At 39.6% G+C, this 13,398-nt stretch carries 16 protein-coding genes and 1 pseudogene; 7 read left to right on the top strand and 10 right to left on the bottom strand.

What is annotated here, in order from left to right; all coding sequences use genetic code 11:
• Positions 1-53 precede the first annotated feature (53 nt).
• From CFK37_RS17245 to nhaC, 3 genes are read right to left on the bottom strand one after another with little or no spacing between them, the layout of a single operon-like run.
• On the bottom strand, positions 54-743 hold the full coding sequence (locus tag CFK37_RS17245; RefSeq protein WP_089063038.1) for a GNAT family N-acetyltransferase: 690 nt from the start codon (positions 741-743) through the stop codon (positions 54-56).
• On the bottom strand, positions 743-1,852 hold the full coding sequence (locus CFK37_RS17240) for a mandelate racemase/muconate lactonizing enzyme family protein (RefSeq protein ID WP_089063037.1): 1,110 nt from the start codon (positions 1,850-1,852) through the stop codon (positions 743-745). Before CFK37_RS17240 ends, CFK37_RS17245 begins: the two co-directional genes overlap by 1 nt.
• 33 nt (positions 1,853-1,885) lie before the next feature.
• A complete protein-coding gene (gene nhaC, locus CFK37_RS17235) occupies positions 1,886-3,310 on the bottom strand; it encodes a Na+/H+ antiporter NhaC (protein WP_089063036.1) in 1,425 nt (474 codons plus the stop codon).
• A 248-nt stretch (positions 3,311-3,558) separates the two neighbouring features.
• Here nhaC and CFK37_RS17230 point away from each other — a divergent pair, with 248 nt between their 5' ends.
• From CFK37_RS17230 to CFK37_RS17215, 4 genes are all read left to right on the top strand, one after another.
• A complete protein-coding gene (locus tag CFK37_RS17230; protein ID WP_089063035.1) occupies positions 3,559-4,104 on the top strand; it encodes an RDD family protein in 546 nt (181 codons plus the stop codon).
• A 54-nt stretch (positions 4,105-4,158) separates the two neighbouring features.
• Positions 4,159-5,043: a LysR family transcriptional regulator gene (locus tag CFK37_RS17225; protein WP_089063034.1), complete on the top strand. Its 885-nt coding sequence runs from the start codon at positions 4,159-4,161 to the stop codon at positions 5,041-5,043.
• Positions 5,044-5,139: 96 nt separating this feature from the next.
• Positions 5,140-5,529, top strand: coding sequence for a CidA/LrgA family protein (locus CFK37_RS17220; RefSeq protein ID WP_089063033.1), 390 nt, complete (start codon positions 5,140-5,142; stop codon positions 5,527-5,529).
• Positions 5,507-6,199 carry an LrgB family protein gene (locus tag CFK37_RS17215; RefSeq protein ID WP_089063032.1) on the top strand — a complete coding sequence of 231 codons (693 nt, stop codon included), beginning with the start codon at positions 5,507-5,509 and terminating at the stop codon, positions 6,197-6,199. Before CFK37_RS17220 ends, CFK37_RS17215 begins: the two co-directional genes overlap by 23 nt.
• Before the next feature lie 63 nt (positions 6,200-6,262).
• On the opposite strand, the gene CFK37_RS17210 is transcribed toward CFK37_RS17215, so the two are convergent.
• Together CFK37_RS17210 and CFK37_RS17205 are read right to left on the bottom strand one after the other, a co-directional pair.
• Entirely contained in the window at positions 6,263-6,397 is a 135-nt protein-coding gene (locus CFK37_RS17210; RefSeq protein ID WP_089063031.1) for a YjcZ family sporulation protein, read from the bottom strand.
• A 24-nt stretch (positions 6,398-6,421) separates the two neighbouring features.
• A complete protein-coding gene (locus CFK37_RS17205) occupies positions 6,422-6,526 on the bottom strand; it encodes a YjcZ family sporulation protein (RefSeq protein ID WP_089063030.1) in 105 nt (34 codons plus the stop codon).
• A gap of 177 nt (positions 6,527-6,703) precedes the next feature.
• Here CFK37_RS17205 and CFK37_RS20710 point away from each other — a divergent pair, with 177 nt between their 5' ends.
• Positions 6,704-6,931, top strand: a complete 228-nt coding sequence (locus tag CFK37_RS20710) for a YppG family protein (RefSeq protein ID WP_089063029.1) — start codon at positions 6,704-6,706, stop codon at positions 6,929-6,931.
• A 63-nt stretch (positions 6,932-6,994) separates the two neighbouring features.
• Here the strand turns inward: CFK37_RS20710 and CFK37_RS17195 are convergent, their stop codons facing one another.
• Positions 6,995-7,423 (bottom strand): Hsp20/alpha crystallin family protein, encoded by a 429-nt coding sequence (locus tag CFK37_RS17195; RefSeq protein WP_089063028.1) that lies wholly within the window; start codon positions 7,421-7,423, stop codon positions 6,995-6,997.
• Between the two features lie 133 nt (positions 7,424-7,556).
• A complete protein-coding gene (locus CFK37_RS20215) occupies positions 7,557-7,718 on the bottom strand; it encodes a hypothetical protein (RefSeq protein ID WP_172840523.1) in 162 nt (53 codons plus the stop codon).
• Positions 7,719-7,806: 88 nt separating this feature from the next.
• On the opposite strand from CFK37_RS20215, the pseudogene CFK37_RS20645 reads away from it, so the two are divergent.
• A pseudogene (locus tag CFK37_RS20645) lies at positions 7,807-8,346 on the top strand (aminoglycoside 6-adenylyltransferase).
• Positions 8,347-8,390: 44 nt separating this feature from the next.
• Here the strand turns inward: CFK37_RS20645 and CFK37_RS17180 are convergent.
• Positions 8,391-9,485 carry a branched-chain amino acid aminotransferase gene (locus CFK37_RS17180; protein ID WP_089063025.1) on the bottom strand — a complete coding sequence of 365 codons (1,095 nt, stop codon included), beginning with the start codon at positions 9,483-9,485 and terminating at the stop codon, positions 8,391-8,393.
• 302 nt (positions 9,486-9,787) lie between these two features.
• Between CFK37_RS17180 and CFK37_RS17175 the strand changes: the two genes are divergently transcribed.
• On the top strand, positions 9,788-10,570 hold the full coding sequence (locus CFK37_RS17175; RefSeq protein ID WP_089063024.1) for an HAD family hydrolase: 783 nt from the start codon (positions 9,788-9,790) through the stop codon (positions 10,568-10,570).
• A gap of 40 nt (positions 10,571-10,610) precedes the next feature.
• Here CFK37_RS17175 and serA read toward each other — a convergent pair whose 3' ends face one another.
• Both serA and CFK37_RS17165 read right to left on the bottom strand, forming a co-directional pair.
• The gene (gene serA / locus CFK37_RS17170; RefSeq protein ID WP_089063023.1) at positions 10,611-12,197 is read right to left on the bottom strand and encodes a phosphoglycerate dehydrogenase; all 1,587 of its coding nucleotides are present in this window, start codon (positions 12,195-12,197) and stop codon (positions 10,611-10,613) included.
• Positions 12,197-13,354 (bottom strand): pyridoxal-phosphate-dependent aminotransferase family protein, encoded by a 1,158-nt coding sequence (locus CFK37_RS17165; RefSeq protein WP_089063022.1) that lies wholly within the window; start codon positions 13,352-13,354, stop codon positions 12,197-12,199. The genes serA and CFK37_RS17165 overlap by 1 nt, the downstream gene beginning before the upstream one ends.
• Between the last annotated feature and the right edge of the window lie 44 nt (positions 13,355-13,398).

Raw genomic sequence — 13,398 nt, 5'->3', positions numbered from 1 at the left:
TCAGCCCCATTAAAAATCATGATTTATTGCGGTTTGATGGTCAGAAGTTTACTTTATTTGGAAAACACTACATACCAATCATTATTTTTTTGTTTGATGGATGATCCCTGGAATCCTGACTTCAAGCATTTTTGCTGCGCATTGCTGTCATTCATGCTTATTGTTATTTTGTCTTTACATGAATCCTTATCTGTTTCAGATAAGCTATTCATCAATACATATCGCAGTTTTCCGCTGTATTTTTCTTTTAAAGCAACTATTTTCATTCCGAGTAATAGTTTATCTTTTAAACTGGGAATGTTAAAAGGAGCAACAGTTGCGCAAACATATTGAAATCGCTTTTTGTCGAGTCTCTCCATCAATAGCTTTCCCATATAGGTCTGCAAGCCATTCCCGCGATATTCGGGATCTACATTCGATATTTCAGAGTATAGTACCTTTGGAAGTTCTTCTGGTGGTAATCCAGCATCAATGCCTAAATGTTCGTTATCAATTTCCGGCTCCAGCATTGCCCGGAATGCAATCATTCTTTCTTCTAAAAATACACCAATCATTAATTGATGCCCGGATAAAATTATTTTGAACTCTTCCTCACTAAGTGGTTCTAATGTGGCGGGGGAGGAAAGAGCGTGTTTTACCTTTTCCTGTAACTGCATAATAAGCGGAAGATCATTAATAGATAGATAGCGAACATAAAAGGTTTGTCCATTATGCAATTTATCAATTGCGATGGTGGCACTCATTATACGATCTTCTCCGTATGAACGGTCAGTTCATTTAGTATTTGTTTATCGATGTCTATACCAAGACCTGGCTTTTCATTTAGTTGAATAAATGGCACATCGTATTTAAGATTGCCAACATCTTTTGAAAACTTTAATGGTCCAGTTAGTTCAACACTTGTAATCACCTTTTTTGAAAATGCAACATGGAAGCCAGCAGCCGAGCCAATGGATGATTCCACCATTGATCCAATTTGACAATCAATACCAGCCATTTCCGCCATATGGGCGAGCTTTATAGCTGGATAAATTCCACCACATTTCATCAATTTGATATTTACCTTATCAGCGGCACGTTTGGTGATTATGTCACGCATTTCTGCAAACCCCCGGAGACCTTCATCAATCATTAATGGAATAGTAGATTTGGCTTTCACCTCTGCCATACTGGCGATATCGTTTGCCAAAACTGGTTGTTCAAGCCAGTCTATGCCAATACCACTTAATTTATCCAATGCTTGAATGGCAGTTGAACTGGATCTCCAGCCTTGATTAACGTCTACACGTATGGCAATTCCATCACCAACTTTTTCATGAACTGCCTGAATCCGTTTGACATCTTCGGACATATCAGTGCCGACTTTCATTTTAAAAGAATGGTAGCCTTGTGAAATGCGATCAGCGGCTTCTTCGGCTTGTTTCTCTGGCGTATCAATACTTAATACATGCGTAATCGGAAATTTTTCGTGATAGAGTCCGCCTAATAATCCGTATGCCGGGATGCCTAATGATTTACCAACTGCATCATAACAGGCAATATCAATAGCAGCTTTAGCCGTCGGTACAGCGTAAATGGCTTTGTTCATAATATCGTGAATACGTTCCATGTTCATTGGGTCTTCTCCAATAACTTCAGGGGCAAGTGTTGATTTAAGCACATGGAAGGTACTTTCCCAGCTTTCACCAGTAACATGCTCATCAGCCACACCTTCTCCATAGCCCACATGCCCAGAATCTGTTGTTATTTTTACAATAATGGATGGCATCGTGTCATACGTTGCATAGCTGATTACAAATGGATCGATTAGCGGCAATTGAATGGCAAATATTTCAACTTCAGTAATTTTCATAATTTTAATCCTTCCTATAATGAGTTTAGATGGTTAACCGGTTGCTTCAGTTTCATCTTGAGAAACAAGTATTTTTTCCTTTTCTTCCTTGGATAATTTGATTATCGTAAAACCTGTAAATGCATAAAATAACGAAATAACTGGTACGATGAAATTTAATATCGCGTATGGGGCATATGCAAATGCATGAACCCCTAAGGTTCCAAGAATAAATACCCCGCATGTATTCCAAGGAACAAACACAGAAGTCAGTGTACCCCCATCTTCCAGCGCCCGGGACAAGTTTTTTGAATGTAATCCTTTTTCGGTGTAAACCCTGGCAAACATTCGTGATGGTACTACAATGGAAATATATTGTTCTGAACATGTGGCATTTGTCAGGAAACATGCCCCAAGAGTGGAGGCAATCAATGAACCTGTTGATTTAACTACTTTTAACAATTGGTCCATTAGCGATTGTAACATACCAGAAAACTCTAAAATTCCTCCGAAGGTCATCGCGATAATTGCCATCGACACAGTGAACATCATGGAATCGAGACCACCCCGGTTAAGTAACTCGGCCAGGAATTCATTTGACGTGTTGATTGTGTACCCGCTTTGCAAGGCCTCAAGGGCACTCGTGATTGAGTCACCCTGAACAATTACCTGCGATAAAAAGCCAAGAGCAATTCCAATCGCTAAAGCGGGAACCGCCGGAACTTTCATTGCGACCAGCGCAATAACGAGCAGTGGAATTAGCAGTAATAACGGCGAAATAACAAAATTGATTTGCAAGTCTGTAATTGTTTGGGCGATATCAGCCGATTCTGATCCGTTTTTGCCAAAATCTTTTCCTAAATAGGCATAAACACCAAGTGCGATTAATAAACCTGGTATCGTTGTGTAAAACATATGCTTAATATGTACAAATAAATCCGTACGTGTAAGTCCCGATGCTAAGTTGGTTGTATCGGATAATGGGGACATCTTATCTCCGAAATAGGCACCAGAAATGACAGCGCCAGCAATCATAGGCGCTGGAATTCCCATACTTATTCCAATACCCATACCAGCAACTCCAATTGTTCCCATCGTGGCCCAGGAACTGCCAATAGCTAGTGAAACTATGGCACAAATAACTGCAATGGTTATGAGAAAAGAGGAGGGGGAAATAATGTTTAATCCATAATAAATCATTGTCGCAACGACTCCGCCGCCAATCCAGGAACCAATGGTTAATCCGACAAGCATGATGATTACAATTGCCGGAAGGGCTAGCTTAATTCCTTTGTACATCATTTCTTCAATCTCTTTCCATTTATATCCATACCCCGATGCAACTAAAGCAGCTGCCGCGGTACCAATAACCAATGGTACATGTGGAGCTTGTTCAAATACAATGACAGCTAACAGCATGGCAATAATCATTACAAAGAGGGGGATTATTGCCCACCAAACATTGATTTCCTTTTTCATAAGGTAACGCCTCAATTCCTATTAAATTAAAATTAGAACTTATGGTAAAGGAAGTTGCAAGCAATGTCAATTATCTTCTGAACATTTGAATAGATCTTTTGACAAAAATGTTTGCAATGGTTTCCGATAAATAGAGGTCGAACGTCATATCCTGACAGTGAAATGGATCTTTGAAACTTTAGCCGCTGTTAAACGTAAAAATATAAAAATATTTTATGAACGGAAAATTGATAGGGAGGAGAAAGGGAATGCAAATTGATAGACAGCCTGGGTCACCTAATAGACTTGAAGCACCATTAAAAAGCCGTATTTACGCTTTTATGTTGGATTATCTTATTATTGTTATCTACGGTATTTTTGTGGTAGGAACTATTTTTTTTATGTTCCGGCCATTTGTTACCCCTTTATTTTCAAATTCTCCAGTCATAGCTGAATTATCAGGTTTCATCATGATAACGCTGCCGGTTTCGCTCTACTTTATTTTATTTGAATGTTCTGGATGGAAGGGGACATGGGGGAAGAAGAAAATGGGAATTCTTGTTGTGAACAATAACAATCAGCGTATCGGTCCAGTCCGTTCAACGATTCGAACTGCCATCAAGTTTCTCCCATGGGAAATTGCTCATTTCTGTATATGGCGGTTCATGCTGCCAAGTGGACTTTCTGAGCCAACGGTTATCACCATTCTTGTGGCAGTTAATTTTGCAATTGTACTGTACCTGTTAGTTCCATTAACGAATAAACCCAGGAAAAATGTTTATGACTGGATAGCGGGGACAAAGGTTGTCCAATAGCAGATTACCGGGTACACTTATCAAGTAATAAACAGTTTTAAGGGAGCTTGTATAATGGATATAAGGCAACTAACCTATTTTGTTGAAGTGGTCAAACAAAAGAATTTTACAAAGGCATCGCAAACTCTTCTTGTCTCGCAACCATCCATTTCAAAAATGATTAAAGGTCTTGAGGAAGAGTTAAAGGTCACTTTGTTGGATCGTTCGGAAAGAAAATTAAAACTTACTGATGCTGGGCAACTGGTATATGAAAAAGCTTTAAGGGTTTTGCGGTCAGTTGAGGACGTATATGCCTCTGTCGATGAGCTGGTTAACCTGCAAAAGGGAACTGTGAAAATGGCATTAATGCCAACTATCGGAGTATTGCTTTTTCCTACTATTCTTGCAGGGTTTAAAAAAAAATATCCGCGAATTGACATTCAACTAGTTGAGTACAGTGCTAAATATTTGGAGTTACAAGTAGAACAAGGGGATGTAGATATAGGGGTCACTGCGCTCCCGGTTAACTCGGAGGTCTTTGAAACGGTTTCTTTGTTATCCGAGGAACTGGTGTTAATTGTTGATAGTGACCATTGGCTGGCGGACATGGGATCAGTCCGTTTATCTGATTTGAAAAATGAATCATTTATCCTATTCACGGAAGATTATTTGCTTCATGATATGGTAAGAAGAGCATGTCTGCAGTCAGGATTTGAACCAAAAGTTGCCTACAAGAGCTCCTTGTGGGATTTAATTGGTGAGATGGTTGCGTCACAACTAGGGATTTCACTAATTCCAAGGTCTATGGTGAGCCGGTTTTCGAATCTGGAAGTACGGGAAATTACTCTTTCTAATCCGCATATCGATTGGGAATTAGCCCTTATTTATCGAAAAGACAAATATTTGTCCTACGCTACCCATGAATTCGTTTCATATGTTAAGAAGAATAACCATCCTTGAACTATAACTTTTTTGCATAGTTTTTATACAAAATATATATTTCACGAATGAATTGAGACACTGTAGAATGAAGAATATCATTCGGAGGTGATCTTAATGAAAAAATGGATACTGGCCATACCGCAAATATCTTTAATCATGGTTTTTACATGCCTTGGGAAGTTAATTGTCAACTTGTTTCCATTACATATACCGGGAAGTATAGTCGGTTTAGTTCTATTGTTCCTCAGCCTTCAACTCGGATGGATTAAACTGAATTGGGTGGAAACAGGTGCGGCACTACTCTTTTCTGAGATGATGCTATTCTTTGTGCCTGCAGTAGTCGGCGTTATGAATTATCCATGGTTGATAGGGATGAAAGGACTATTGGTATTGCTGGTTGTATTTAGTGGTACTGCACTTGTGATGATATCCACTGGCGTAGTTTCCAGTAGTTTATTGAAACCAAGAGTGGTAAAACAGCATGATGCTACTCAAAATAGTTAGTTTAATTCTGACAATGGTTATTTATAGCTATGCAAAAAAAATAAATAAGCGAAAACCAGGCTTGTTATTTTCGCCGATTATTCTGACACCATTGGCAATGATTTTGTTCCTGTTGATTATTAATCTATCTTATAAAGATTATGCTAGTATAACAATCCCATTTAATGAAATGTTAAACGTGGTAACAGTTGCCTTTGCAATCCCTCTTTACCGTAACTGGTCCATCCTAGCCGCCAACTGGCGGATCATATTATACAGTTTATCTGTTGGCTCATTCATTGCTATATTAGCTGGTGTTCTGACTACCTTTTGGATTGGGCTTGGGAGCAATTCAGTAATAAGTATTATCCCTCGTTCCATTACGACCCCTATTGCTGTCAGTTTATCTGAATCGATTGGTGGAATTCCTACATTAACCGCGGTATTTGTTATGTTGACTAGTTTTTCCGGGGTCTACTTAGGACCTAAAATTGCCAAGTTCTTTTCGATTGATCATCCGCTGGCGATTGGTATGATGTATGGTATGGGAGCTCATGCACTTGGTACTGTTAAGGCATTTGAATATGGTGATGTAGAAGGGGCAGGATCAAGTTTATCCAATGTTGTAGGAGCTATGATCACGGTAATTTGGGCATTCACCCTAACCCCTCTCATTGTAAAGTGGATGTAGTTACCTCATAAGAATAAGACGTCACTTGTATAAAGCGACGCCTTGTTTTTACTTGATTGGAGATTAACACCATGCAGCTCCGATAATGATAAGAAGGATAAACAGTACGACAATTAACACAAATTCATTGTTATTTCCCACGCCACCGTAGCCGTAACCACCGTAACCTCCTGCTCCATTAAAACATCCGTATGACATAAAAAATCCTCCTGAAAATTATTATTAATATCCGTATCCAACGTAGGATGCACCTACAATTATTAATAGAATAAACAGCACAACAATTAAGGCAAATCCTCCGCCATTTCCACCATAAGCTTCACTCATTAGTTAAACACCCCCACGTTCGTTTACAATTATTATATGCCGGTACTGATGTATTGATATGGTTGTTCTTCATTTTGGGCTCCATTATGGATATGTTTTATTTTTTATAGGACAGTTACCTTCGCAGCGCTTCCTATTTTGAATATAATATACGAGACTTCAAATAATGGAGGTGTTATGCTTATGTTTCCTGATAGAATTAGACAGAGACGACCAATGCCGCCATTTTCGCCAGCACGAAATCGTCCGTATTCACATGGCAGACCGTCTAAGACAAATTTATTGTCCGCTTTTCGTGGAGCCGATGGAAAATTCGACTTAAACAAAATTTCAGAGACAGCTCAACAAATGAACAGTATATATAAACAAGTAAGTCCATATATCACAAAATTCATTAAAAAATAGGAAAAAGGTATGAGTTAAATAGATAAAGCCGGTATCACTGCGTTGTGACAACCGGCTTTTTGCTTAATCAGTTTTTTCATCAATATCTATGAAGCTTGTGTTTGGTTTCCTAATTGGGGTGGTGATCTTGAGTACTCCATCACGGTAGATGGCTTTTGTATTTTCTTTGGAGATGGTGAACGGCAAGGATACTGTTCGTTCCATTTTATCTTCCTTCGTATGGTATAGGTCATTATCCACAGCTTTTGAGCCTTCTGCGGTAATTCGTAGCTGATTGCCGATGATTGCTAACTTGATTTGGTTACGGCTGTAACCAGGTAAAATTGCTTTAACCAAAACATTGGTTTCCGTTTCATACATGTTAACCTCGAATGGCTTCTTCTTAAAAAATTGATTATAGGTGTCATCGAAAAAGGAATCCATATGCTGTATGAATTCCTGAAATGAGGACTTGTGAAGCCATTTCGACAGATTATCTTTATACGAACCCATTTTTTGTCACCTCTTTTTCATTTGTCACTATTACAGTATGCTTCTTGACAAAGGAGGGTAACAATAGATTCTTTCAAAGCAAAAATTACACAAAAAACAAGGGAACGGCCACCCTTGTTATTCATTTTGACAACTACTGTTCTTCATGTGTCCAAGTTGTTTCTTCGTCACTGACAGGACATGCGGGGAAATCTTCATTTTCATTTAATTTTGCTGTTTTTCCAGACTGACATATATACTTTCCTGTTTCAGGCACACCTTGACCAGTTCTGTATTCACGATAGTTTTTTCCCATACTGTACACCTCCGCTTATTATAGTCCCCAATAAAGTGTATTTAACTCTTATCGCATATAAAGAAAAACCCTGTAAGATGAAAAAAGTTTGTATCTGAAATTGAGTCATTTATCGCTAACCATTCGTGGGTTGACTATTTCGGAAAAAGACGGTAATCGAATTGATTTGACACTGGTCCCGACGAATCTGGTAGACGAGGCTATAGACAATGATAGTTTAAGTGAAATTTTGGTGGGTAAGTACCTATGTTGCGAAAGCATTATGGAGGGAAGAGCAATCATACGCAAAGTTTGCAATGGAGGTACCTGTAAGAAATATGCTGCTGCGAATGCTTGAATGGTATGTAGGTACAAATACGGACTTTGCTGTAAGTGTCGGAAAGTCTGGAAAACTGTTGAATCAGTATCTTGATGAGGAAAATGGGGGGAATTAGTTAAAACTTATCCAGACGGTAACTATCCAACTATATGGAAATCGTTATTCGTCATGTGTGAATTATTTCAGGAGACTAGTGAATCCGTTGGAAGGTATTTTAACTTTCAAATGCCTGACGAAAAAGACGTTCTTGCGTATTTAAAACATGTGGAGCAATTACATAAAACGAAGAATGGTGGGGGAGATGCTTAATAAATTGCCCGGTAGGACAATGTCTTACTGGGCAATTGTAAGCATTAGAAAACGCTGTTACTCTTTTCCTTTACCTTTTCGATCCAGTTAAAGGGATCTTCCAGCATACCGTATTGGATGCCAGTCATGGTATCGTATAACCGTTTCGCAATCTCGCCTGTCTTACCATCGTTAATGTAGATGTGCTGGCCATTCCAGGTTAGTTGACCAATAGGAGAGATTACAGCAGCTGTCCCTGTACCAAATGCTTCTTCCAATAAGCCGTCCTTGTTTGCCTGTCTTAATTCTTCCATTGAAATTTTTCGTTCTGTCACAGGAATTTCCCAGTGTTTTAGCAATTGAAGTACAGAATTTCTTGTTACACCTTCCAGAATACTACCGTTCAAAACTGGGGTAATGACCTCTCCGTTGATTTTGAAGAATACATTCATGCTGCCAACTTCCTCAATATACTTTCTCTCAACACCATCGAGCCATAAGACTTGTGCATATCCGCTACCTGCGACCATCTCTTGTGCCTTTAAGCTGGATGCATAATTACCGCCGGTCTTCGCTTCACCGGTTCCGCCAGAAACTGCGCGGACATATTTGTTCTCGACAGCAATTTTCACGGGATTGATACCCTCTTTGTAATACGCACCAACAGGTGATAAGATAACAATAAATTTATAACGGCGTGATGGGGCAACCCCAAGATATGGTTCTGTTGAAATAATAAATGGGCGTATATAAAGAGATGTTCCTTCCGAACCTGGAATCCAGTCCTTTTCAAGCTCGACTAATTTTTTAATCGCACCTAATGCAAATTCTTCATTAATCTGCGGAATACATAACCGTTCATTTGATTGATTTAAGCGCTGCAGGTTTTTCTCAGGTCGAAATAATTGCGCATCTCCATCTGGTGATAGATATGCTTTTAACCCTTCAAACACTGATTGGCCATAGTGGAAAATCATGGCAGAGGGATCAATAGTAAGTGGCTGATACGGTACAATGCGTGCATCGTGCCATCCTAATGGATCAGTGAAGTCCATAACAAACATATGGTCAGTGAAAATTCTGCCAAATTGCAATTGATCTGATTTTGGTTTTTCCTTTCGTGTTGAACAATGGTTCACTTGAATCGTGCGTTCCTCCATGTCCCTTCCCCCTTGATGTAAAAAGTTGATATCAATAATAATCCATATTTTATGTTTACGCAAGACTTTAATTTTTCTTGAAATTGAATGTAAGCGCTTAATTAGAATAATTTGAAAATTTATTTTTACAATACCTTGATTTATCAATAGTTTCAGCTTAGAATTCTTGTTATCTTTTATTTTTATTTTAATTTAAACGTCTGTTTTCTAAAAGATTGTTGGTTCCGACACAAAATCCATAAACTGCCGGAGATATAGCAACAATGTACGAAAATAGCCATTTTTAAAAAGGAGATTAATAGATGGTTAGGGCAATCTTATTTGATTTAGATAATACCTTGTTATGGGATGATAAAAGTATAAAAAAAGCTTTTCAGGCTACTTGTCTGCTAGCAGAAAAAAAGCATGGCGTTAATCCTGAAAGTTTGGAACGAAAGGTAAGGGAAACTGCACAATCTTTATACGCGTCCTACGAGACTTATCCATTTACCCGGATGATAGGAATTAATCCGTTTGAAGGGCTGTGGGGGGATTTTATGGATGAAGGTGAGGACTTTCAAAGGTTGAAAAATATAGTGCCTGCCTATCGAAGGGATGCCTGGACGAAAGGCTTACAACTTTTGGGGATTAACGATCCTGATTTTGGATATGAGCTGGCGGAGAAATTTCCCGAAGAACGTAAAAAAAATCCCTGTGTTTATGAAGATACATTTACTGTACTAGATCAACTGAGGGACAATTATCAGCTGCTGCTGCTTACGAATGGTTCACCTGAATTACAGCGAACGAAGCTGGATATTACCCCAGCGCTCACATCATATTTTGATCATATCGTTATTTCGGGTGCATTTGGCAAGGGCAAACCGGATCCTGAAATCTTTGAACATGCACTTGAGCTGCTGTCCGTTCAGAAGGAGGAGGCGATGATGGTGGGTGATAATCTGCTGACGGATATTCTTGGGGCTTCAAGGACAGGAATATCGTCAGCATGGGTTAACAGGCAGCAAAAAGAACAAACGGATGTACAACCAACTTATGAGCTCGCAGCCCTTGCTGATCTTCTGCCAATTTTTAATGGGGAATAAATGAAAAGTTAAAAGCGGCTGACCGGCAGCCGCTTTTAATTTATAAATCTATTGCTGTTACATCATACATTTCTGCTAATGCCTTTAGTTCTTCCAATTCGTTTTCTTGCAGGTGTTTATCGACCCGCAGCATCATAATAGCATCACCGCCGATATCGGAACGGTCCACCTGCATGGTTGCAATATTAATTTGATGCTGTGCCAGCAGGCTGCCCATTCTTCCAATCACGCCGGGTTGGTCCTTATGATGAATGAATACGAGATGCCCTTCAGGTGTAACATCAACACTATAATTATCCACCTTAACTATTCTTGGACCCAAGCCGTTTAATAAAGTTCCAGAAACTTGCCTCTTACCAGATTTTGTTTTTACTTCAACCGTGAGTAAATTGGTAAACCCTTTTGTTTTAGAAGTCTTGCTTTCATTAATCGTTATTCCTTTTCGTTCAGCAAGATAAAGGGCATTCACATCATTAACATGGTCACCCAGATGCCGTTTCAATAATCCTTTTACTGTATTTCGCGTTAATGGTGCCACTTCTATTTCAGATAATTCACCTGCATAATAGATGTTTATTTCTTCTACAACCTCTTGTGTTAAATCAATCAAAAATAATCCAAGCTTTTCCGCCATATTAAAATATGGTTCGATTTTGGTCATTATTTCTTTTGGCACGGAAGGGAGGTTAACAGGGTTTTGCACTGATTCCCCCGTTAAAAAGCCGACAACATCGTGACTGACGTCGACTGCCACACTCTCCTGAGCCTCGAATGTGCTTGCGCCTAAGTGAGGAGTGGCGATCACTTCCGGCAATTCCAATAATTTGTTGTCGTGGAATGGTTCCTTCTCAAATACATCTAGCGCTGCACCGACTACTTTTTTAGCAGTAATGGCTTCATATAGGGCTTCTTCATCAATAATTCCACCTCTGGCACAATTGACAATCTGAACCCCCGTTTTCATCAGTTGAAATGCCCTGGCATTAATCAGATGTCTGGTTTCTTTTAACAAGGGGGTATGTATGGTAATAAAATCAGCTTTGGATAAAACCTCTTCAATTGTACCGTAGCCAATCCCCATTTTTTCTGCCTTTTCTTCGGTTAAAAACGGATCATAAGCAATGACATTCATTCGTTGTCCCTTCGCTCTGACCGTAACTTCAGTACCGATCCTTCCAAGACCAATTACACCCAAAGTTTTGTTTTTTAATTCAACACCGACAAACCTTTTTCGGTCCCATTTATGATTTTTTAAGGCATGATAGGCCTGTGGTATGTTTCTGGATAAGGACATAATCATCGCCATCGTGTGCTCCGCTGCTGAATTCGTATTACCGTTAGGTGCGTTGACAACAATGATTCCATGTTCCGTAGCTGCGTTAAGATCAATATTATCGACTCCGACACCAGCACGACCAATTATCTTTAGCTTTTTGCCCTTACTTATTATGTCACGCGTTACTTGAGTCTGACTTCTTACAAGAAGTGCATCGAAATCGCCAATTCGGTCTGCCAATTCCTCATTTGATAAACCCGTGTCAATTTTAATATTAATGTTGTCAGCTGCCCGTAACGGTTGAATGCCATCTTCACTAAGTGGATCGCTTATTAATACATTAAACGCCATTATTCATCCTCCTGTAGTAGATAAATTTCTTGTGCTGCCTGGGTTCCTTGACCGAGTTCAATACATTTATTGATTTTCTTTAATCCAATTTCAATTGTGCTGATAATTTGCAGCACATCTGCTGGTGAACAGTATCCCATATGCCCAATTCGGAAAATTTGGCCTTTCAGATGCTGCTGGCCACCGGCTATAGATAGGCCGAATTCTGTATTAACAACTTTTCTTAATTGTTCCGCTTGAAAATCGGCGGGGCTGATAGCTGTAACAGTAGGAGAAGCGGCCTCATCGCTGGTTAGCAAAGGAATATTCAGTTTTCGAAATGCAGCCCTCGTCATGTTCATCATCAACTTATGCCGTTTGGATACTTGTTGAAGTCCTTCTTCCTCCATAAGGTGAAAGACTTGTTCCAATCCAAACAACAGTGACACGCCTGGAGTGAATGGAGTGGAATCCTTTACTAGATTATCCCGGTACTTGCGTAAATCTAAATAGAAACGAGCTTGCTCATTCTCCTCAATTACTTTCCATGCCCGGTCACTGGCTGCGATAAATGTTAAACCAGGGGGAAGCATCATTGCTTTTTGTGAGCCTGTTACCAATACATCAATTCCCCATTCATCCATTTTCGCTTCGACAGCCCCAATACAGGAAACACCATCAACAACTACCAAAGCCTCAGAATGCTGATGAACAGTCTTGGCTATTTTCTGAACTGGATTGAGAACGCCTGTTGAAGTCTCACAGTAGGTAGTAAAAACAACTTTGATTTCCGGATGTTCGTTAAGATAATCCTTTATTACTTCTGGAGAAGCAGCTTTCCCCCAGTCAACATCAAGACGGTGAACCTTGATCTCGTATGCCTCACAAATTTTTACGAAACGGTCACCAAAGGCACCTGTCACGATAACGAAAACGTCATCACCTGGTTTCACGGTGTTAACTACTGCAGCTTCAAGTCCCGATGTACCGCTTCCTGCAATAATCAGGACATCCTGTTCGGTTCCGAATACTGGCTTCAGTTTCGGTTTAATCCGTTGTAATAATTCCTTTGTTTCCTGACCCCGATGCCCGATCATTGGCTTGCTCATTGCCTGTTGTATACTTGGAGGGATGGGGCTTGGGCCGGGTATGCGTAGTAACTTTTGATCTGCTATCATGATTTACCGCTCCTTTATTTGCATAAAATCCTGCTAAATAAAAA

This window comes from Virgibacillus phasianinus, from assembly GCF_002216775.1.
Taxonomy (GTDB): Bacteria; Bacillota; Bacilli; order Bacillales; family Amphibacillaceae; genus Virgibacillus_F; species Virgibacillus_F phasianinus.
Note: the sequence above shows the minus strand (reverse complement) of the source record. Positions and strands in the feature narration are given on the sequence as shown.